The sequence below is a fragment of the Pseudoalteromonas sp. 2CM36K genome (genome assembly GCF_023161865.1).
GTDB classification, from domain to species: domain Bacteria; phylum Pseudomonadota; class Gammaproteobacteria; order Enterobacterales; family Alteromonadaceae; genus Pseudoalteromonas; species Pseudoalteromonas tetraodonis.
In genome coordinates, this window is sequence record NZ_JALNTK010000016.1 from 21508 (window position 1) to 42606 (window position 21099).

At 42.8% G+C, this 21099-nt stretch carries 20 protein-coding genes; 17 read left to right on the top strand and 3 right to left on the bottom strand.

The window, feature by feature from the left end; all coding sequences use genetic code 11:
* Positions 1–19 precede the first annotated feature (19 nt).
* The 15 genes from rsmH (at position 20) to lpxC (ending at position 17280) form a co-directional block, all read left to right on the top strand.
* Positions 20–958: a 16S rRNA (cytosine(1402)-N(4))-methyltransferase RsmH gene (gene rsmH, locus MTN97_RS11090; protein WP_008110698.1), complete on the top strand. Its 939-nt coding sequence runs from the start codon at positions 20–22 to the stop codon at positions 956–958.
* On the top strand, positions 955–1281 hold the full coding sequence (gene ftsL / locus MTN97_RS11095; protein WP_008110697.1) for a cell division protein FtsL: 327 nt from the start codon (positions 955–957) through the stop codon (positions 1279–1281). The genes rsmH and ftsL overlap by 4 nt, the downstream gene beginning before the upstream one ends.
* Positions 1278–3095 (top strand): peptidoglycan glycosyltransferase FtsI, encoded by a 1818-nt coding sequence (locus MTN97_RS11100; RefSeq protein ID WP_013464053.1) that lies wholly within the window; start codon positions 1278–1280, stop codon positions 3093–3095. The genes ftsL and MTN97_RS11100 overlap by 4 nt, the downstream gene beginning before the upstream one ends.
* Positions 3088–4566 carry a UDP-N-acetylmuramoyl-L-alanyl-D-glutamate--2,6-diaminopimelate ligase gene (murE, locus tag MTN97_RS11105; protein WP_248474443.1) on the top strand — a complete coding sequence of 493 codons (1479 nt, stop codon included), beginning with the start codon at positions 3088–3090 and terminating at the stop codon, positions 4564–4566. The genes MTN97_RS11100 and murE overlap by 8 nt, the downstream gene beginning before the upstream one ends.
* Positions 4563–5951 carry a UDP-N-acetylmuramoyl-tripeptide--D-alanyl-D-alanine ligase gene (murF, locus tag MTN97_RS11110; RefSeq protein WP_008110694.1) on the top strand — a complete coding sequence of 463 codons (1389 nt, stop codon included), beginning with the start codon at positions 4563–4565 and terminating at the stop codon, positions 5949–5951. Before murE ends, murF begins: the two co-directional genes overlap by 4 nt.
* Entirely contained in the window at positions 5945–7027 is a 1083-nt protein-coding gene (gene mraY / locus MTN97_RS11115; protein ID WP_008110692.1) for a phospho-N-acetylmuramoyl-pentapeptide-transferase, read from the top strand. The genes murF and mraY overlap by 7 nt, the downstream gene beginning before the upstream one ends.
* Complete coding sequence (gene murD / locus MTN97_RS11120) at positions 7028–8362, top strand: UDP-N-acetylmuramoyl-L-alanine--D-glutamate ligase (protein ID WP_248474407.1); 1335 nt, start codon at positions 7028–7030, stop codon at positions 8360–8362.
* The gene (gene ftsW / locus MTN97_RS11125) at positions 8359–9534 is read left to right on the top strand and encodes a cell division protein FtsW (RefSeq protein WP_008465286.1); all 1176 of its coding nucleotides are present in this window, start codon (positions 8359–8361) and stop codon (positions 9532–9534) included. The genes murD and ftsW overlap by 4 nt, the downstream gene beginning before the upstream one ends.
* On the top strand, positions 9531–10607 hold the full coding sequence (gene murG / locus MTN97_RS11130) for an undecaprenyldiphospho-muramoylpentapeptide beta-N-acetylglucosaminyltransferase (RefSeq protein WP_248474408.1): 1077 nt from the start codon (positions 9531–9533) through the stop codon (positions 10605–10607). The genes ftsW and murG overlap by 4 nt, the downstream gene beginning before the upstream one ends.
* Positions 10608–10649: 42 nt before the next feature.
* Positions 10650–12059, top strand: a complete 1410-nt coding sequence (gene murC / locus MTN97_RS11135) for a UDP-N-acetylmuramate--L-alanine ligase (RefSeq protein ID WP_248474444.1) — start codon at positions 10650–10652, stop codon at positions 12057–12059.
* Entirely contained in the window at positions 12056–12976 is a 921-nt protein-coding gene (locus MTN97_RS11140; protein WP_028834436.1) for a D-alanine--D-alanine ligase, read from the top strand. The genes murC and MTN97_RS11140 overlap by 4 nt, the downstream gene beginning before the upstream one ends.
* Position 12977: 1 nt before the next feature.
* Positions 12978–13739, top strand: a complete 762-nt coding sequence (locus MTN97_RS11145) for a cell division protein FtsQ/DivIB (RefSeq protein WP_248474409.1) — start codon at positions 12978–12980, stop codon at positions 13737–13739.
* 13 nt (positions 13740–13752) lie between these two features.
* On the top strand, positions 13753–14985 hold the full coding sequence (gene ftsA / locus MTN97_RS11150; protein WP_013464060.1) for a cell division protein FtsA: 1233 nt from the start codon (positions 13753–13755) through the stop codon (positions 14983–14985).
* A gap of 21 nt (positions 14986–15006) precedes the next feature.
* Positions 15007–16263 (top strand): cell division protein FtsZ, encoded by a 1257-nt coding sequence (gene ftsZ / locus MTN97_RS11155; RefSeq protein WP_248474410.1) that lies wholly within the window; start codon positions 15007–15009, stop codon positions 16261–16263.
* 105 nt (positions 16264–16368) lie between these two features.
* The gene (gene lpxC, locus MTN97_RS11160; RefSeq protein WP_010390707.1) at positions 16369–17280 is read left to right on the top strand and encodes a UDP-3-O-acyl-N-acetylglucosamine deacetylase; all 912 of its coding nucleotides are present in this window, start codon (positions 16369–16371) and stop codon (positions 17278–17280) included.
* Between the two features lie 87 nt (positions 17281–17367).
* Here lpxC and yjjG read toward each other — a convergent pair whose 3' ends face one another.
* The 3 genes from yjjG to MTN97_RS11175 form a co-directional block, all read right to left on the bottom strand.
* Positions 17368–18042 carry a pyrimidine 5'-nucleotidase gene (yjjG, locus tag MTN97_RS11165; RefSeq protein WP_248474411.1) on the bottom strand — a complete coding sequence of 225 codons (675 nt, stop codon included), beginning with the start codon at positions 18040–18042 and terminating at the stop codon, positions 17368–17370.
* Between the two features lie 11 nt (positions 18043–18053).
* Positions 18054–18593 carry an inosine/xanthosine triphosphatase gene (gene yjjX, locus MTN97_RS11170; protein WP_248474412.1) on the bottom strand — a complete coding sequence of 180 codons (540 nt, stop codon included), beginning with the start codon at positions 18591–18593 and terminating at the stop codon, positions 18054–18056.
* A 167-nt stretch (positions 18594–18760) separates the two neighbouring features.
* Entirely contained in the window at positions 18761–19660 is a 900-nt protein-coding gene (locus MTN97_RS11175; RefSeq protein WP_248474413.1) for a phosphoribulokinase, read from the bottom strand.
* A gap of 115 nt (positions 19661–19775) precedes the next feature.
* Here MTN97_RS11175 and MTN97_RS11180 point away from each other — a divergent pair, with 115 nt between their 5' ends.
* Positions 19776–20651: a hypothetical protein gene (locus tag MTN97_RS11180; RefSeq protein ID WP_248474414.1), complete on the top strand. Its 876-nt coding sequence runs from the start codon at positions 19776–19778 to the stop codon at positions 20649–20651.
* 61 nt (positions 20652–20712) lie between these two features.
* Entirely contained in the window at positions 20713–21078 is a 366-nt protein-coding gene (locus MTN97_RS11185) for a hypothetical protein (RefSeq protein ID WP_248474415.1), read from the top strand.
* Positions 21079–21099: the final 21 nt, after the last annotated feature.

The following is a 21099-nucleotide window of genomic DNA, read 5'->3' on the forward strand; positions in this document are numbered from 1 at the left end:
AAAAGGCAAATAACAGCTAATGACAGCGCAATTTGAACACGTATCCGTATTAATGGACGAAACCATAGATGCACTTGCAATTAAGCCAGACGGCATATACATGGATGGTACCTTTGGACGTGGCGGACATTCAGGGCAAATATTAGCGCGCTTAGGTGAAAGCGGTCGTTTGCAGGCCATTGACCAAGATCCACAAGCGATAAAGTCTGCTGAAAAGTTTGCTGATGATCCACGTTTTTCAATTGCTCATTCTCGTTTTTCAAAGTTATACGAGGTAGCTGAGCAAAACGATCTTATTGGTCAGGTTGATGGCATTTTACTTGATATTGGTGTGTCGTCGCCGCAGCTAGATGACGCAGCGCGTGGCTTTAGCTTTATGAAAGATGGTCCGCTCGATATGAGAATGGATCCAAGTACAGGTCGCAGCGCAGCGCAGTGGTTAGCTGAGGCTGAATTAGATGACATTACTCATGTGATCAAAAAGCTAGGTGAAGAAAAATTTGGTAAACGCATTGCGCACAAAATTTTAGAAGTGCGTGAACACACGCCAATCACTACCACTAAGCAGCTCGCTGATTTAGTCGATGAAGCCGTACCGGTGAAAGATAAGTTTAAACACCCTGCAACGCGGACTTTCCAGGCTATTCGTATTTATATCAATAGCGAATTAGAGGAAATTCAAACGGCATTACAAGCGGCGATTAAAGTTCTTAAGCCGGGTGGTCGCTTAGTGGTTATTTCGTTTCATTCTTTAGAAGATCGCATTGTTAAACAATTTATTAAAAAACAGAGTAAGGGAGAAGCGATACCCAGAGGTCTGCCTTTAACCGACGCACAAATAAATAAAAATCTGACGTTAAAAGCAGTGGGTAAAGCTATTAAACCAAGTGCTGATGAAGTGGCGCGTAATCCACGCTCTCGCAGCTCAGTGCTAAGGATCGCACAGAGGTTGGGATGAGTAAAAAAGCGAGCTATCGCCAACCCAATTTATTTCTTGAAATAATTAAAGGCCTAGGTGCGAACAAGATCACCTTGGCCTTGTTGGTTGTGATATTCGCATCAAGCTTGAGTGTAGTGCAGGTAACTCATCTCTCTCGAGCGCAATTAATTGAGCAAGATTCGTTGCTCCAAGAGCGTGACGAATTGGATTTAGAATGGCGTTATTTTTTAGTGGAAGAAGAGTTTTATTCACAACATGCGCGCATTGAAGAAGTGGCAACGTCACAACTCGAAATGAAGCGGCCAACCAGCCAAGATGAGCAGGTAATTATATTACAATGAGAATGCGAGGCAAAAAACCAGTCAATAACCTAATCGCATGGCGCTTTATTTTAGTGTGCGCGGTGATTTTTTTAGTGTTTGTGACCTTGGTATCGCGTGCTGCGTACTTGCAAGTAATTGAACCTGATAAAGCGCGCTCTGAAAGCGATAAACGTACGGTACGGATTGAAAAACTGCATGTGCAACGCGGGATGATTTTCGATCGTAACGGTAAAGAGCTTGCCGTTAGTGTGCCTGTGGTAAGCGTGTATGCGGATCCTAAAGCCCTGCATAAATCACTGGTTAGTAAAGTACTTAGGCAAGCACGCAAAAATGGTGAAGATCAGCAAACGCTTCGTGAAAATGTTGCTGAGTTAAATAAGCGTACCGCCCTGTATTATAAAAATGATTTACGCTGGCGTGAATTGGCTGATGTGTTGCGCATTGAGCCTAGTAAAATTAACACGCGATTACTTGATGATCCTACTCGTCGCTTTGTGTATTTAAAACGCCAAGTGACTCCCGCTGTGGCTAATTACATCGGTGATTTACGCCTACCTGGTATTCATTTATTAGATGAATCAAAACGTTATTACCCTGCTGGTGAAGTAAGTGCGCATGTTATTGGGTTTACCAATATTGATGGTAAAGGCATTGAGGGCATAGAAAAGCTTTATGAAAACGCGTTAACCGGTGAAGAAGGTCGCCGTACCATTCGCAAAGATGCGCAAGGGCGTGAAGTTGAAGTGCTTGATGAACGCGAGCGAGTAGAGCCTGAAAGCATTCAGCTAAGTATTGATCAGCGAATTCAAGCCATTGCCTATAAAGCAGTTAAATCAGCGGTATTAACTTATAAAGCGACCTCAGGTTCTGCCATGGTAGTAGATGTTAAAACCGGTGAAGTCTTGGCCATGGTCAATAGCCCATCATTTAATCCTAACAACTTAAGCGGGGCGGCTCCTCATAAACGTCGTAACCGCGCTATTACCGATTTGTTTGAACCCGGCTCAACTGTTAAGCCTCTAGCCATTTTAGCTGGATTAGACTACGGCACAATCCAACCGGATGACAAAGTTGATACCTACCCAGGCTGGATGCGCTTAGGAGGCAGCTTAGTACAAGATACCCGTAATCATGGCGAAATGACGCTGCGCGAAATTTTAAAATACTCCAGTAATATGGGAGTAACCAAAATAAGCCAAACAGTACCCAAAGAGTACTTTGTGGGCCTGTATCAAAAAGTGGGGTTTGGCAGTGATAGTGGTACTGGCATGGTAGGCGAAAGTAGTGGCTTATTTTACCCTAATCGCCGTTGGTCAGATCACGAAATTGCAGCGCTCTCGTTTGGTTACAATATTGCCGTGAGTACCGCGCAAATGGCACGTTTTTACGCCATGTTAGGGGCAGGCGGGGTTAATCGTCCGCTTACTGTACTAAAGCAAGATTCTATACCTGAAGGTGAGCGTGTCTTTCAACAAGAAGATGTTGAAGCCGTTGTACATATGATGGAAAGCGTATTTGAAGAAGGCGGTACCGCACGCCGCGTTAAAGTGGATGGTTACCGCGCTGCTGGTAAAACAGGCACCTCTAAAAAAGCCGCCGCAGGGGGCTATGGTGACGAATATGTAGGTTATTTTGCGGGCATTGCCCCTGCGAGTAACCCGCGATTAGCCGTTGTGGTATTAATCAACGAGCCCGGTGGAGATGTTTATTATGGCGGCGCAACAGCAGGTCCAGCGTTTGCAGAAATAATCTCTAATTCATTAAGAATTTTAAACGTTGCCCCAGACAAAGACTCGGTGGCATACGTGAAGGGCAAAGATGATGGTGCGTGATTTACACACAATTTTAAAACATTTAGAAATAGATGCAGCACGTTTAATGGTAAACGAGCTGCGTTTAGATAGCCGCGATGTAAAACCAGGTGATGTGTTTGTGGCGATAAAAGGGCACCAGTTAGATGGTGGGCACTTTATTAGTAAAGCAATTGAAAATGGTGCCAGTGCAATTATTGCCGACAGACTGTGTGAATTTGAAAGTGATTTTGAGCCGCTTTATTTAGTCTCAGAGTTGAATAAGAAACTGCCTGTATTGGCGAGTCAATTTTACCAACAACCGAGCAAGCACTTAGATTTAGTTGGCGTAACGGGCACCAATGGTAAATCGACTACCACAGCAATGATTGCTCATTTAGCGCAATTTTGTCATACCCAAGCCGCTATTATTGGTACCTTAGGTTACGGCCATCCAGATAACTTAACACCACTGCAAAATACTACGCCTTCAGCAGTCGATTTACAGCGTATTTTAAGCGACTTAAAAAATAAGCAACACCAATTGGTTGCTATGGAAGTGTCATCGCATGGTTTGGTACAGCACCGTGTTGATCAATGCTATTTTAAAGCTGCAGTGTTTACTAACTTGTCGCGAGATCACTTAGATTACCATGGCGATATGCAAAGCTATGGTGATGCTAAATTAATGCTGTTTCGTGATTTTGATGCTGACTATGTCATTCTTAATCAGGATGACGGACAAGCAGAGCAATGGATTGAAAAATACAGCTTTAATAGTCTTATTTGTTATGGCCGTAAAAACTTAGCCCCTAAAAATGCACAGTTTGTGTATTTTTCAGATGTTCAGTATTCAGCAACCGGTATTTCGGCGCAATTAACTACTAGCTGGGGTGATGTTGCCATAAAATCACCGCTGTTTGGTGAATTTAATCTTTATAATTTAACGGCTGCGTTAGCAACGCTATTAGCGCTAGGCTATCCATTAACACAGTTAGTAGCAGGATGTGAGTATTTACAGCCGGTAGCCGGCAGGATGCAAGCATTTACAGCGCCAAGTATGCCTACTTGCGTTGTTGATTATGCGCATACGCCAGATGCGTTGGCTTTAGCGTTACAAGCGCTGCAGCAACATGTACCAGGTGGCGTGAGTTGTGTGTTTGGTTGTGGCGGCGACAGAGATAAAGGAAAGCGTGTACTAATGGCACAAGCTGCTGAGCAGTTTGCAGACAAAGTGATCATTACCAGTGATAACCCACGCTCTGAAGACCCTAATGACATTATTAATGATGTAGCTGCGGGATTAGAGCATCCAGAAAACGCTCATTTAGAGGCCGATCGCGGTGCCGCGATACAATTTGCTATAGATAACGCAAAAGCCGGTGAGGTTATTTTAATTGCCGGTAAAGGGCATGAAGACTATCAAATTATAGGCGATACACGCATCGATTTTTGCGACCGCCAATTTGTACAACAACAATTAAAAAAAGCAGTAAGAGGGTCTCAAGCATGATCCCAATGGATTTTGATTGGCTAGCTAATGTGCTAGCAACCGATTATCAAGGTGATAATCGCAAGGTGATAAATATAAACACCGATACCCGTACTTTGTGTGATGGTGAAGTGTTTTTGGCGCTTAAGGGCCCAAATTTTGATGGTCATAAATTTATTGAACAAGCAAAACAAAAAGGCGCTATAGGCGTGATTGTCGATCACGCTGTTGATACCGATATTGCTCAATTTGTAGTTGCCGATACCCGTATTGCATTAGGCACAATTGGTACAGCAGTGATGGCGCAAGTTGCACCTAAAACTATCGCTATTACTGGCAGTGTAGGTAAAACCACAGTTAAAGAAATGTGTGCCGCTATTTTATCAAGTAAAGGGGATGTATTAGCCACTAAAGGTAATTTTAACAACGACATTGGCGTACCGTTAACTTTACTCAGATTAGAGCCACAACATCGCTTTGCGGTTATTGAATTAGGCGCTAACCACATAGGTGAAATTGCATACACCACCGCGATGACCAAACCGGATGTAGCTGTGGTATGTAATGTTGCTGCTGCCCACTTGGAAGGCTTTGGTAGCCTGCAAGGTGTGGCACAAGCAAAAGGTGAAATTTACGACGGATTAAAAGAGGATGGCATCGCCATCGTCAATTGCGATAGTGACTTTAGTCAATATTGGCTTGATAAGTTAGCAACGCGCAATATTAAATGTTTTTCGAGTAGTGAAAAGCTCGATATTTGGGCTGAAGACATCAGCCTAGATGCACAAGCTCGCGCAAGCTTTACTTTGTGCACCAAGCAACACAGTGTGCCGGTTAAGTTAGCACTGCCAGGTAAACATAATATTAGTAACGCGCTTATTGCTGCGGCGTTAACAAGTGAGTTTGACGTGTCACTTGAGGACATTGCCAGCGCGTTAGCGACCATGGGTGAAGTTAAAGGACGGGTTAACCTAATTGAAGCCAGTGATTCACTCACCATTATCGATGATACATACAATGCCAACGTAAAGTCGGTGAAAGCTGCGATTGATTTACTTAGTGATATTCAAGGTCATCGTATTTTGGCACTCGGTGATATGGGTGAACTTGGCGAAGATGCCCGTAAATATCATCAAGAAGTCGGTGAATACGCATTAGCGCAAGGCATTGATGAGTTATTTACACTCGGAGTATTAAGTAAATGTGCCAGTGATGTATTTGGGCTGCCAAATCGCCATTTCTCTAATCGTGAGCAAATGCTGCAGCAAATTCAAAACAGCATTAGTAAAGTAGATAAAAAAATTACCCTTGTCGTGAAAGGATCACGCAGTTCTCGCATGGAGCTTTTAGTAACCGATTTAGTTAATGGCCAGCAACAAGCCATCAATGGAGTATCATCATGTTAGTTTGGCTGGCTGAGTATTTAACTCAATATTATAGTGGCTTTAATGTTTTTTCGTATTTAACCCTGCGTGCCATTTTAGGTATTTTAACCGCATTGATGATGTCGTTGTATTTTGGTCCTAAGTTAATTCGTGCGTTGCAACGCATGCAAATAGGGCAAACAGTACGTGATGATGGTCCGCAATCGCACCTATCTAAATCGGGTACACCGACCATGGGTGGCTTACTTATTTTAGGGGCTATTTTTACCAGCACATTATTATGGGCAGACTTGTCTAATAAATACGTATGGGCCACTTTATTTGTAATTGGCTCATTAGGTATTGTGGGCTTTATTGATGATTACCGTAAGGTGATCCGCAAAGATCCAAAAGGACTTATTGCAAAGTGGAAATACTTTTGGCAATCGGTAATTGCACTGGTTGTAGCCACTGCGCTTTACATGAGCAGCACACAAGCGACAGAAACATCTCTTGTTGTGCCATTTTTTAAAGATGTACTGCCACAGCTGGGGTTGTTTTATATCGTGATCACCTACTTTGCGTTGGTGGGCACGTCAAACGCGGTTAATTTAACCGACGGTCTAGACGGTTTAGCCATTGTACCTACTATTTTAGTGGCTGCAGCACTGGCCATTATTGCTTACTTAACGGGTAATATTAATTTTTCGGCTTATTTGCATATTCCGCATTTACCACTGGCGAGTGAGTTGGTTGTGGTATGTACCGCTATTGTAGGGGCTGGGTTAGGTTTTTTATGGTTTAACACGTATCCGGCGCAAGTATTTATGGGCGATGTAGGCTCATTAGCACTGGGTGGTGCATTGGGGATTATTGCCGTACTTGTTCGCCAAGAGCTGTTACTGATTATTATGGGGGGCGTGTTTGTAATGGAAGCGCTATCGGTAATTTTACAAGTTGGCTCTTACAAATTACGTGGGCAACGCATTTTTAGAATGGCGCCTATTCATCACCATTACGAACTTAAAGGTTGGCCGGAGCCACGCGTTATTGTGCGCTTTTGGATAATTTCTATTGTGCTGGTACTCGCTGGCCTTGCGACATTAAAGATCCGATAAATGCAGTATTTAAACGAGATAAAAAATAAACACATAACAGTGCTCGGACTCGGTGTAACCGGTCTGGGCATTGTGCGTTTTTTATTATCTCAATCAATACAGCCTTATGTGGTCGATAGCAGAGAGAATCCGCCAGGTGTTGATTGGCTCAATCAGCACGCACCTCAATTAAACACTCACTTTGGTGACTTAGAAAATGCAGCGCTCAGTGCTTGCGATATGATTATTATTAGTCCCGGGCTGAGCTTAAAAACACCAGCAATTGTTAAGGCAATTAACGCAGGCGTTGAAGTGATTGGTGATGTTGAGTTATTTGCGCGCATTAATAGCAAACCAGTCGTTGCTGTAACCGGCTCTAATGGTAAATCAACCGTAGTAACACTTGCCTACGAAGTATTAAAAACCGCAGGTTATAAGGTGGCACTCGGTGGCAACATCGGTACAGCGGTACTGGATTTGCTTGACGGTGACTTTGATGTATTTGTATTAGAGTTATCGAGTTTTCAGCTTGATACCACACGCAGCCTAAAAACCACCAGTGCAACCGTGCTTAATATTTCAGAAGATCATCTCGATCGTTATGATAGTTACCAAGCCTATATAGATTCAAAATTAAGTATTTATAACGGTGCTGAACACTTAGTGATTAATGCTGACGATAAGCAAACACACCCTGTGAGTCGCACATTAGCACCACAACTGAGTTTTGGTGAAACACAAGGCAATTACCACTTAGCACAGCACAATAACGAAGCGCACTTTATGGTAAAGGACGAAGCTTATTTACCAGTAAGTGCTTTAGCCGTTGTGGGTAAGCATAACTATTTAAATACGTTGGCAGTGATGGCATTACTCAGTCCATTTGCAATTACTAAGGCGCACTACAAAACCGCATTAGCTCAATTTAATGGCTTAGCGCACCGTTGTCAGTTTGTGGGTGAGTTCAATGGCGTTAAATACTTTAACGACTCTAAAGCCACCAACGTAGGCGCAACAGTGGCGGCAATAGATAGTTTAGCGGGTGAACAACAAAACTTAGTGGTTATTGCTGGTGGTGATGCAAAAGGTGCTGATTTAGAGGTGCTAAAGCCTTATATTGAAAAGCATGTAAAAGCGCTGATTTGTTTTGGTAAAGACGCCAAAGATTTAGTGGCACTCAGTGCTAAAGGTCATTTAACCAATAATATGTCTGAGGCTGTGACGCTTGCAAAGCAATTAAGTAAATCGGGCGATACCGTTTTACTCGCACCTGCCTGTGCCAGCATTGATATGTATAACAATTATATGCAACGCGGCGATGATTTTGTGCAATGTGTATTGCAGGGGCAGTCATGATTGCTTTTGCGGATATTAAAGAGGCTCTCACCCCTAAACCTTCAGCGCAGCTTTATGATGTGCCACTGCTTTATTGCATGCTAATGCTGATTGGTGTGGGCTTTGTGATGGTAACCAGTGCCTCAATGCCGACAGCCGATAGACTGTTTGGTAATATTTATCATTTTACTATCCGCCATGGCATTTTTTTAGGGCTCTCGTTTTGTTTATTTTGCATTAGTACTCAAGTACCTATGTCGTGGTGGAAAAAAGCTAACCCCTATTTATTACTAATCGGTTTAGTACTGTTATTAGTGGTACTCATTGTAGGACGTGAAGTCAATGGTTCGACCCGCTGGATACCCGTAGGACCGTTTAATATTCAAGCCTCAGAGCTCGCTAAGTTGTTCTTTTTTAGTTATATCGCAGGCTACTTAGTACGTAAGCGCAATGAAGTTCAAGAAAACATAAAAGGCTTTGCTAAACCCATAGCGGTATTTGCAGTTTATGCAGCACTTATTTTAATGCAGCCCGATTTAGGGACTGTGGTGGTGATGTTTGTCACTACGGTTGGTTTGTTGTTTTTAGCCGGTGCCAAGCTTTGGCAGTTTTTTGCACTTATTTTAACCGGTATTGCGCTAGTGGTTGGGCTTATTGTGTTAGAGCCATATCGTATGGCGCGTGTGGTTGGCTTTTTAGAACCTTGGGATGACCCTTTTGGCAAAGGCTATCAATTAGTGCAATCACTAATGGCTTATAGTCAAGGCGATTGGTTTGGCCAAGGCCTAGGAAACAGCGTACAAAAATTACAATATTTACCAGAAGCGCACACCGACTTTATTTTTGCTGTTATTGCTGAAGAGTTAGGTTTTATGGGAGTGCTTAGCATTTTAATGGTACTCGGTACTTTAGTATTTAGAGCTTTACTCATTGGCCAAAACGCGCTTAAAAACGGCAAAGAATATGAAGGCTACTTAGCCTTAGCAATTGGTATTTGGTTTGCGTTTCAAACTATGGTGAATGTGGGCGCCAGTGCCGGTATTTTACCAACCAAAGGATTAACCTTGCCGTTTATTTCTTATGGTGGCTCAAGTTTATTAATGATGACCATAGCAACCGGTATTTTATTACGTGTAGATTTTGAGACCAAGATGGCAACGAAACAAGCCACGTCAGGTGGAGCTAAGCGATGAGTAAAAAAATAGTCGTTGTAGCAGGGGGCACAGGTGGACATATTTTTCCAGGGATTGCCGTTGCTGATTATCTCAAACAGCAAGGTTGGCAAGTTAGCTGGATAGGCACCCCAGATAGAATGGAAGCCAGTGTCGTGCCCAAGCACAACATAGAAATTGATTTTATTGATGTAAAAGGCGTGCGAGGGAATGGTTTAAAACGCCTTATTAAAGCGCCATTCATGGTTATTAATGCAATATTGCAAGCGCGTAAGGTATTAAAACAACAACGCCCTGACGTCGTTTTAGCAATGGGGGGGTATGTAACTGGCCCAACAGGTATTGCGGCAAAAAGCCTGGGTATTCCTTTGGTGATTCACGAACAAAATGCCGTAGCAGGCATGAGTAATAGGTGGTTGGCTAAATGTGCTAATCGCGTGTTAGCGGCTTTCCCCAGTGCTTTTGCCAATGGCAAAGCAGAGCTGGTAGGTAATCCTGTACGCCAGAGCGTGATTGAAATTACTGAGCGCGAAGTAACCAGCCCTATAAATATTTTAGTGGTGGGTGGTTCGTTAGGTGCGCAAGTGCTCAACCAAACACTACCTGAAGCATTTAAGCGCTTAAATGACACCAGTGCTATTAATATTTGGCATCAAACCGGTAAAGGGCACCTTGCTAGTGTAAGTGAAAGTTACCAGCAGCAACAAATGGGCAATGAGCAAGTGACCGTTGCTGAATTTATTGATGATATGTATACCGCTTATAGCTGGGCAGATATTGTGATTTGTCGTGCGGGTGCGCTTACGGTAAGTGAAATTGCCGCAGCGGGTAAAATGGCGGTATTTGTGCCGTTTCCACACGCGGTTGATGATCATCAAACAGCCAATGCACAGTATTTAGTAATGGCAGAGGGGGCGTTATTAATGCCACAGGGGCAATTTAATCAGCGCAGTATTGTTGAACTTTTAAGCCCCTATTTAGCCGAACCTTTATTAATAACTAAAATGGCTGGCAAAGCAAAACAGCAAGCTATTTTAGATGCCACAGCAAGCGTAGCGATGCACTGTGAGCAAGTAACAAATAAGAGAACATAAGTGAAACAGACATTAGCAAAAGAAAAATATACACGCCCAGCGATGCGCCGCATTGAAACTATTCACTTTGTAGGAATAGGCGGTGCAGGCATGGGCGGCATTGCAGAAGTACTTGCTTTTGAAGGTTACCGTATTACTGGTTCAGATATAGCTCACAGCGCAATGACTGAGCGTTTAATTAAAGCCGGTGCTGAAGTATTTATTGGCCATCATGAAAATAACGTAAAAGACGCCAATGTGGTGGTGGTTTCAAGTGCAATTGATAAAACAAACCCTGAGATTCAAGCCGCGCAAGCTGCGCGTATTCCGGTGGTTCGTCGAGCAGAAATGTTAGCTGAACTGATGCGCTTTCGCCACGGTATCGCCATTGCGGGCACCCATGGTAAAACGACCACAACCAGCTTAATTGCGAGCATTTATGCACAAGCCGAGCTCGATCCAACCTTTATTATTGGTGGTTTGCTTAACAGTGCTGGCAGCAATGCTAAGGTAGGTAAAAGTGACTTTCTAATCGCCGAAGCAGATGAAAGCGATGCCTCATTTTTGCATTTACAGCCTATGGTGTCGGTGATCACTAATATTGAAGAAGATCACATGGAAACCTACGGCGGTAGTTTAGAAAAAATGAAAGATACTTATGTTGAATTCATTCATAATCTGCCGTTTTACGGGTTAGCGGTGGTGTGTATTGATTCAGACGTTGCTGCTGAATTGATCCCCCGTTTTGGTCGTCCGGTGATTACTTACGGTGAGTCACACGAGGCTGATTATCGAATGAGTGACTTTAGCCAAACAGCCAACACATGCCAATTTACGGTGACTAATAAACAAGGTGAGAGTTTAACCGCCAAGCTGAATATGCCGGGTAAACATAATGCTCTTAATGCAACCGCAGCGATTGCCGTGGCTAAAGATCAAAATATTGCGAATCATGCAATTTTAGCGGCTTTAGATACTTTTGAAGGTATTGGCCGTCGTTTTCAGCACTACGGTGAATTTGAAAATGAACGCGGCAGCGTGATGCTTGTTGATGACTATGGTCATCACCCGTCAGAAGTGGCCGCTACTATCACCGCAGCACGGGAAGGCTGGCCTGATAAGCGTTTAGTGATGGTGTATCAGCCGCACCGTTATACGCGTACTCGCGATTTATACGAAGATTTTGTTAAGGTATTGGCTGAGGTTGATCAGCTTTTATTACTCGATGTTTACAGTGCTGGCGAAGAGCCGATTGTTGGCGCCGATAGTAAAAGCTTATGCCGTAGTTTGCGCCAGCGTGGCAAAGAGCCATTACATGTAGCCTCAAGCTCAGAGCTTGCGGGCGTACTTGCCAACTGCCTACAAAATAACGACCTAGTGCTCACACAAGGTGCGGGTAACATAGGTCAGCTTGTTAAAAATTTAGCAGCCACGAATATGTCGATAGAAAAATTAAAGCAAGGTGAAGTATGACACAGGTAAATTCCCAGTTTGGTAAAGTGGCGGTGCTGCTAGGTGGAAATTCAGCAGAGCGTGACGTGTCATTAAAATCTGGTCAAGCGGTATTAAATGCGCTGTTAGAAGTTGGCATTGATGCGATAGCGTTTGATCCACAAAATCGTTCGTTATGGGAATTAAAGTCGTTAAACGTTGATCGCGTTTTTATTGCTTTACATGGGCGTGGTGGTGAAGACGGCACGGTACAAGGTGCTCTAGAATTTATGAACCTGCCGTATACCGGCAGTAATGTTCTGGGTTCGGCACTGGCAATGGATAAAATTCGTTGTAAGCATTTGTTTAAATCGGCAGGCTTAAGCACCGCACCTTATGCCGTGGTTGATGCTAAAAAAGGCTTTGATGCCAACGCCATTATGGCGCAATTTAAAAAGGTAATGGTTAAGCCATCGCACGAGGGCTCCAGTATCGGTATGGCGCAAGCAAGCTCTGCAGAAGAACTTGAAGATGCGCTAACTAATGCATTTAAGTTCGACAGCCAAGTATTGGTAGAGCAGTGGATCACGGGTCGTGAATTTACCATTACGGTCTTGGGTGATGAAGTACAACCTGTGATTGAAATGAGCACCCCAAATGGATTTTATGACTACCAAGCTAAATATCAGTCAAATAGTACGCAATATCATTGCCCTGCTGATTTATCACCATCGGATACTCAAAAGTTACAAGCGATGGCGCTTGATGCGTTTGATTTAGTAGGTGCAAGTGGCTGGGGACGAGTCGATGCGATGCAAGATGAACAAGGACATTTTTACTTACTAGAAGTGAATACCGTACCAGGCATGACAGAAAAATCATTGGTGCCAATGGCAGCAAAAGCCAACGGGGCAAGTTTTGAGCAATTAGTTGTTCGCATTTTGGAGCAAACCCTTTAATATGCATCCCTTTTTAGAGAAAGCGCAGCAACTAAAACAGCAACTTAACTGGTCGCTGATTTATGGAGTGAGTTTTTTTCTAGCAGTGGTGATAGGGTTAATTGAAATAACCAGTGGTGTTTCGCACTGGTTAGTTGAAAATAAAGATGCACAAATTAAGCATTTAACGGTGCTGGGGAACCCTAAGTACACCGATGAAAAAGCAATAACAGCGGCAATAAAAAAAGCAGATTTAAGCAGTTTTTTTGAGCTAAACGTAAAGCAAGTTCAGCATTTAGTACAAGAGCTGCCTTGGGTTGCAACGGTATCGGTAAGAAAGCAATGGCCTGATACCATTCAAGTTTACGTGGTAGAACATCAAGCGGTTGCTCACTGGAATAGTGACTTGCTGATTAATCAAAGCGGTGACGCGTTTGAAGCAAAAAGTGATAAATTAAGTGCCACTTTACCCCAACTATATGGGCCAGAGGGCAGTGAAAAAGAAGCATGGGTAGCGTTTAAACAGTTTGATGAAATGCTCAAAGTCAATGCATTAACGCTCACTAGCCTTGCGCTATCTGAGCGGTTTTCGTGGCAACTTTGGTTAGATAACGGTGTGCGTTTAAATTTAGGACGCAAAGATAAAGCCAAACGTGTACAACGTTTTATAGACGTTTATTCACGTATAGAAAAACGTGCTGATGCACAGATAGATGCAATTGATTTACGCTACGATACCGGCCTTGCAGTGAGCTATAAGCCACTGCAAGAACAGCAATTATAATAAAGAGTAAGGCATGACTAAGTCAGCAGAAAGAAACCTAGTGATTGGATTAGACGTTGGCACTTCTAAAGTAGTGGCCACGGTAGGTGAAATCACCACAGATAACAAGCTCAGCATTGTTGGCGTGGGGAGCCAAGTATCTCATGGAATGGATAAAGGCGGTGTTAACGATTTAAATTTAGTGTCTGAGTCTATTCGCCGCGCTATAGATGAAGCCGAATTGATGGCTGATTGTCGTATTAGCTCGGTTTATTTGGGTATTTCTGGCAAGCATATTCAGTGTCAGAACGAAAGCGGTGTTGTGGCTATTAATAACACCGAAGTAACCGATGAAGACATTGAAAATGTAATACACATTGCTCGTTCAGTGCCAATTTCAGCTGAACGCAAAATGTTGCATGCTTTGCCGCAAGAGTACAGCATTGATATGCAAGAGGGGATTAAAAACCCACTCGGCATGAGCGGTGTGCGCATGGAAGCACGCGCGCACATTATTACCTGCTCCAACGACATGGCTAAAAATATAGAAAAATGTGTTGAACGTTGCGGGCTTGAAGTTGACCAACTTATATTCACAGCGCTTGCTTCGTGTTATTCCGTACTGACGGATGACGAAAAAGAGTTAGGTGTTGCTGTGCTTGATATTGGTGGTGGTACTATGGATATCACTATTTATATTAATGGTGCGCTGCGTCATTCGGCGGTTATTCCGGTGGCAGGTAACCAAGTAACCGGTGATATTGCAAAAATATTTCGTACACCTATATCACATGCTGAGTCACTCAAAGTACAATATGCTTGTGCAAGTAGCCAAATGGCGAGCAGCGAAGACACGATTGAAGTGCCAAGCGTAGGTGGGCGGCCAGCAAGACTGATGTCTAGGCACACGTTATCAGAAGTGGTTGAGCCACGTTTTAGAGAATTATTTGAATTGGCGATGGAAGAAATTCGTCGTTCAGGATTAGAAGACCAAATTGCAGCAGGTCTCGTCATTACTGGCGGAACTGCTAAAATGACTGGCGCAATGGAAGTGGCTGAAGATATTTTTCAGATGCCAGTAAGAATAGGTAAACCAATTGGTGTAGTAGGTTTAACTGATTATGTTGATGATCCATCGTACGCAACCGCTGTAGGTTTGTTACAATACGGGCGTACTATGCAGTCGATGAATGCACAAAAGTCGAAAGCGGATGATAATAATAATTGGTGGAACCGCATCACAAAATGGTTTCAAGGCGAGTTTTAGTACTCAAGTCGGAGAGTAAATATGTTTGATATAATGGAACAACACAGCGAAGAAGCTGTAATAAAAGTAATCGGTGTTGGTGGCGGCGGCGGTAACGCAGTTGAGCACATGGTAAAACAACAAATAGAAGGTGTTCGTTTTATTGCAGCGAATACGGATGCACAAGCATTACGTAATTCAGCCGCTGATGTAACGGTACAATTAGGTACGCAAATAACCTCTGGGTTAGGTGCGGGTGCAAACCCTGAAGTAGGCCGTCAGTCGGCTGAAGAAGACGCAGAAACGATTCGTGCCAGCCTTGAAGGCGCCGATATGGTATTTATAGCGGCAGGTATGGGCGGCGGTACAGGGACCGGAGCAGCGCCAGTCGTGGCTAAAATTGCTAAAGAGCTGGGCATTCTAACCGTGGCAGTTGTAACGCGCCCATTTGATTTTGAAGGTAAAAAACGTGCTGCTGCTGCAGAGCAGGGGATTAGCGAATTGTCTGAAATCGTGGACTCGTTAATTACTATTCCAAATAACAAATTACTAAAAGTATTAGGTAAAGGGACAACTTTACTGGATGCGTTTGCTAAAGCAAATGACGTATTATTTGGTGCGGTACAGGGTATTGCTGAGCTAATCACACGCTCGGGTCTAATTAACGTGGATTTCGCCGACGTACGTACTGTTATGTCTGCAATGGGTACAGCCATGATGGGGACTGCATCTGCCTCGGGTCCTGATCGTGCACAAGAAGCAGCAGAAGCGGCTATTTCAAGCCCATTACTAGAAGACGTAGATTTAACCGGTGCTAAAGGCATTTTGGTTAACATTACTGCGGGTATGGATATCGCGATTGAAGAATTCGAAATTGTGGGTAATCACGTTAAGGCGCTAGCGTCTGAAAACGCAACGGTTGTTGTGGGTGCGGTAATCGACCCTGAAATGACGGATGAGCTACGTGTAACCGTGGTTGCAACTGGCTTAGGCGGCGATCGTCGTCCACAGTTTGGTATTGTAGATAACAGTTTCAAAAAAGCGTCAGGCTCTGATGTAACTAGCTCAAGCACACAAACAAGCAGCAGCATGTACGTACCTAGCTTTGCAAGCCAAGGCACAAGTACGACTGAAGAGCCTGCAACGACATCGCAAACTGAATCAAAAGAGCAAAGCACATCGACTAGCTCTTCAAGTTCAGCAACGAATACGTCGTCAAGCAGTGCTAAGAAAACAGATAAATCTGAAGGTGGCGATTATTTCGACATCCCTGCTTTTTTACGTAAACAAGCAGACTAATTAAAACAGTACTTTTGTGCGAAATGTGAACAAATATTGTAGTTATACCGTATTTATGTTACACTCCGCCGTCTAACTGTAATATATACTAAAGTGAGCGAACCTATGATTAAACAGCGTACGATTGCACAAGTAGTCAAAGCCATAGGAATTGGACTTCATAAAGGTGAGAAGGTCACAATAACTCTCCGACCTGCGAGCGCAAATACTGGGATTGTATTTCGTCGTGTCGACCTTGATCCGGTTGTTGATTTTGAAACAACACCTGAAGCCGTTGGTGATACGCAATTGTGTACCTGTTTAATTAACAAAGATGGTGTTCGCTTATCAACTACTGAGCATTTAATTGCAGCTGTTGCGGCCATGGGTATCGACAATCTAATTGTTGAACTTGATAGCTCAGAAGTTCCAATAATGGATGGTAGTGCATTGCCATTCATTTATTTATTACAAAAAGGCGGCATTGAAGAGCAAAATGTTGCAAAACGCTTCATTCGTATTAAAGAAAAAGTACGTATTGAAGAAGGTGATAAATGGGCCGAAGTAGAACCTTACGACGGATTTCATATCGACTTTGAAATTGCCTTTGATCACCCAGCAATCAATGAAAGCCGCCAACGCATTGGCTTAGATATTACCGCACAAAGTTTTACTGAAGAGATTAGTCGTGCGCGTACTTTTGGCTTTATGAAAGATATTGAATACATGCATGCTAATAACCTTGCACTAGGTGGTAGTATGGATAGTGCAGTAGTACTTGATGAATTTAAAGTTTTAAATCCAAACGGTCTGCGTTACCCAGACGAGTTCGTCAAGCATAAGATACTAGACTGTGTAGGTGACATGTTTATGACAGGTCATAACCTTTTAGGTAAAGTAACTGCATTTAAATCAGGCCATGATTTAAACAACAAGTTACTACGCAAAATTATGGCAACTGAGTCAGCATGGGAGTGGGCAACCTTTGAAACGCCTGTTTCGATGCCTGCCCCCGGCCTTGAATTAGCAAACGCCTAATCAGTTAATCGCTTACATACAGTTATAAAAAATGACGCTTATTAGCGTCATTTTTTTTGGCTGTTTGTAACCATAATCAGTCAGGTATTATAGACCTAAAATAGTTTGTAACTGTTTTAACTCAGTGACTTGATACGTTGGCTTAATACCTTCAGGTAAGATTACCCCTGGGTGCTGTAACCAGCAGGTGTCTATGCCTGCATTTTGTCCACCAAGAATATCACTGCTGGCGGTATCACCGACCATTAAAATTTGCTCTTTCGGTGGATTCCCCATTAAATTAAAGGTGTGCTCAAATATCTCTTTTGCAGGTTTAGCTATACCTACTTTTTCAGAAATTACCAGCCAATCGAACATATCTTGCAGCCCAGTATGCGCTAAACGACGTGCTTGTAGCTGAGAAAAGCCATTGGTGATAATGCCTAACTTGGCATGAGGTTTAAGGGCGTTTAATAATTCAATCGCACCGGGTAAAGGCATACAAATTTCAGCCATTGCCGATAAAAAGTCATCATTGAGCTGCTGGGCTGGAACATTAAGCTTATTTGTCAGCTCACTAAAGCGAGTTACTTGCAGGTGGTTTGCGGTAATTTCGTTATTTTGATAGGCAATCCATAATGGCTTATTGGTATTTTGGTAATGTTCATAATCTGCTTTGGTAAAATCCATGCCATAAGCTGCCAACATTTTTTGTAAGCCAGCAAAGGCATTAAAGCTAAATAAGGTTTCGTCGGCATCAAATAATACGTAGTTATACTTCATTAAAACATCCGTTATTGATTATATAAAGTGGGATTAAGAAAAGGCGCCATGGCGAGAGTCAGCGCTTGAGTATAGGTACTTTCTCGTGTCGCATGATGATCAGTTAATAAACCAATAGCACCCCCTTGTTGCTTAATATTGGTGGTATTAAAAGCCTTATCCATCACATCTCCGAGCTCTTCACCTTGCAGCAATGCTTTATAAAAAACCGAAGGCAAAGGTAAGTTACTGCTTCGTCCTGTAACTTGCTGTGCGCCGTCATCAATAACAACATAGGCAAAGGTTGCTGCACCATAGCTAAATTGCGCTGCGCCGCCTTCCATCGCTATGTAGTAGTCTGCTTGATGCTGTGCTTTACAGTAGTTAACTCGATTCTGTGCACCCAAACACGTTTGTTCTTCGCCTATTGGTTGATCGGGTACATCTGAAGGTGCATGAACGCCACTACATTCAATTAAATGCTCAGGGAAATACATCGCAAAAATGTGTTTAGCGGCATTGATTTTTACTGGGTTTTTAGACCCGACAACAATTTTCATGGCTTGCGACATACTACTCTCATCATACTTAAAATCAGCAGTGTACGTGAGTTAGACTAAACAAAAAAGAGCAGAATGTATTTGCTATCACTTGATAAAAGAAATGATCAGCTCCATAAGATCATCGTATGTTGTTAGATCTTCTAAACCAAAAAGTCTCTAACAGATTATCGATACACTTAAATAGGAATTTCAGGTGGGACTAATTTTGCTAAGGCGCGTTTTTTCAAAATAATATCTTTGATCAGTGGCGTAAGCACTAGCTCCATAGCGAGTCCCATTTTACCACCAGGCACCACTAAGGTGTTTATACGCGACATAAAACTGCCTTCAATCATCCGCAAATAATACGGAAAATCAACATCATCAATCCCCCTAAAGCGAATCACAACAAAGCTTTCATCAAGGGAGGGGATATCTTTTGCGCTAAATGGGTTGGAAGTATCAACGGTGGGGACTCGCTGAAAGTTAATATGGGTACGAGAAAATTGCGGCGTTATATGATTAATGTAGTCATCCATACTGCGTACAATCGAGTCCATTACTTTTTCACGAGAATGGCCGCGTTCTGAGGTATCGCGAATAAGCTTTTGGATCCACTCAAGGTTAATAATTGGCACCATGCCTATGAGTAAATCAACATGCTTAGCAACATTATGATCTTCGTCGACCACGCCGCCATGTAAGCCTTCGTAAAACATTAAATCTGTATTTTGCTCAAGCTCTTGCCAAGGAGTAAATGTTCCAGGTAACTGGTTATAAGGCACGGCCTCATCAAAGGTATGTAAATAACGGCGCAGTTTACCTTCGCCTGTTTCACCATACTTGGTAAATAAGTCTTCTAATGCACCAAAGTCATTGGCTTCTCGGCCAAAATAACTTATATGTTTACTTTCTTGTTGGGCTTCTCGAATTTTTTTGTCCATTTCAGGACGTGTATAACGATGAAAGCTATCACCTTCGATAAATGCCGCATTGATATCAAGGCTACGGAAAATATGCTTCACGGCGTTAGTGGTTGTTGTTGTGCCCGCTCCAGATGAACCGGTGATTGCAATAATAGGGTGTTTAGCTGACATGTTTGTTCTCTTTTTTATGACCCGTTAGTTATAAAGAGTTGACTGACTTAGGTCAAGTGACGTCATCAGTAAATAACGTTATCATGAGGTGCTTAAAATTAAAACGAGAGAAAGCATGAAACTGATTAAACCGTTGTTAGGGCTTATAGCTATAAATGCTTTAACGCTAGATATTGCTCAGGCAAGTATGCCTAAAAGCCACATTTTGCTCGCCGATTTAAATACTCCGCATGGTATACGTGTAAGCATTGTTAGTGATAAAACGAGCTATAACAATCAACCCCATTTAACCGACACCGGCCTATACTATACCCGAGAAATAATCAGTAATGACCAGAGTCAAACAGATATTGCGCTTTACAGTTTATCATCAAAACAAACCTCTATGGTCACTAATACGCCACAAAGTGAATACTCGCCCACTTTAACACCGGATGGGCAGCACTTATCGGCGATTGTCGTTGAAGACGATGGTAAACAAAAGCTATGGCAATATCCGTTGGCACCCGAGTTGGCTGCAAGTCGTATTTTTGATTGGATTGAACCTGTAGGTTACCACGCTTGGGGAAGTAACAACGATTTAGTGATGTTTATTTTAGGCGAACCACACACTTTGCAATATACCTCGGTTGCTGCGGCAAAAGGTGAGGTGGTAGCAAGCGATATTGGTCGCACGCTTATTTATAATAAAGCGCAGGCTGAGTTTTTATTTAGCCATAGTAAACACGGGCAGCATCACCTAGCGCGTTTTGATCCACAAACTAAGCAAGTTACCGATATACTTAGACTGCCAAACCAAGTACAAGATTTCATCTTAAAAGATGAAAATACCATTGCTTACGCAATTAAAAACCGTGTTTACCAGCGTAAATTAACACGCGGCTCTGCTATATCGCAGTGGCTTGATTTAAGCAACTACTGCAAAACGAATATTACTCGAATGAGTTATAACAACGATAAGCTTGCATTTGTCTGCCACGTAACACAATAAAATAAGACTTCATATTGCGTATGCGTTAAGGTTATACATAAATCAACGAATAGGGATAAACATGGCCTACAGTGCAGACGAGTTAACCGAGCAGCTGATCAAACTAGAGTGTAGAAGTAACTTTAAAATAAAAAACATAGCTGAGTATATGCTAGTAAACTCTAAAGAAGCGTTTTATACCCATGCGGAAGCAGGTAAAGGTAAAATTGTGATCCGACCTGCATTTGAAGTGTTTAGCGATGACTTTACTGATATTGATGGGGTTGTGCGTACTCAAGGCTATTTTCATAGCAGTGAAATGACCCGTTTTCCTACCCGTATTTATAAAAGTACGCAGCCTATTCATTATGGTGTCGCTTTTAAAATTAACTCTGAGCAAGCAGCGAAAGAGTTTATAGCAAAGCTAACGATGATTATTGGCGGTTAATAGAGTGGTGCAGGGCTAAAG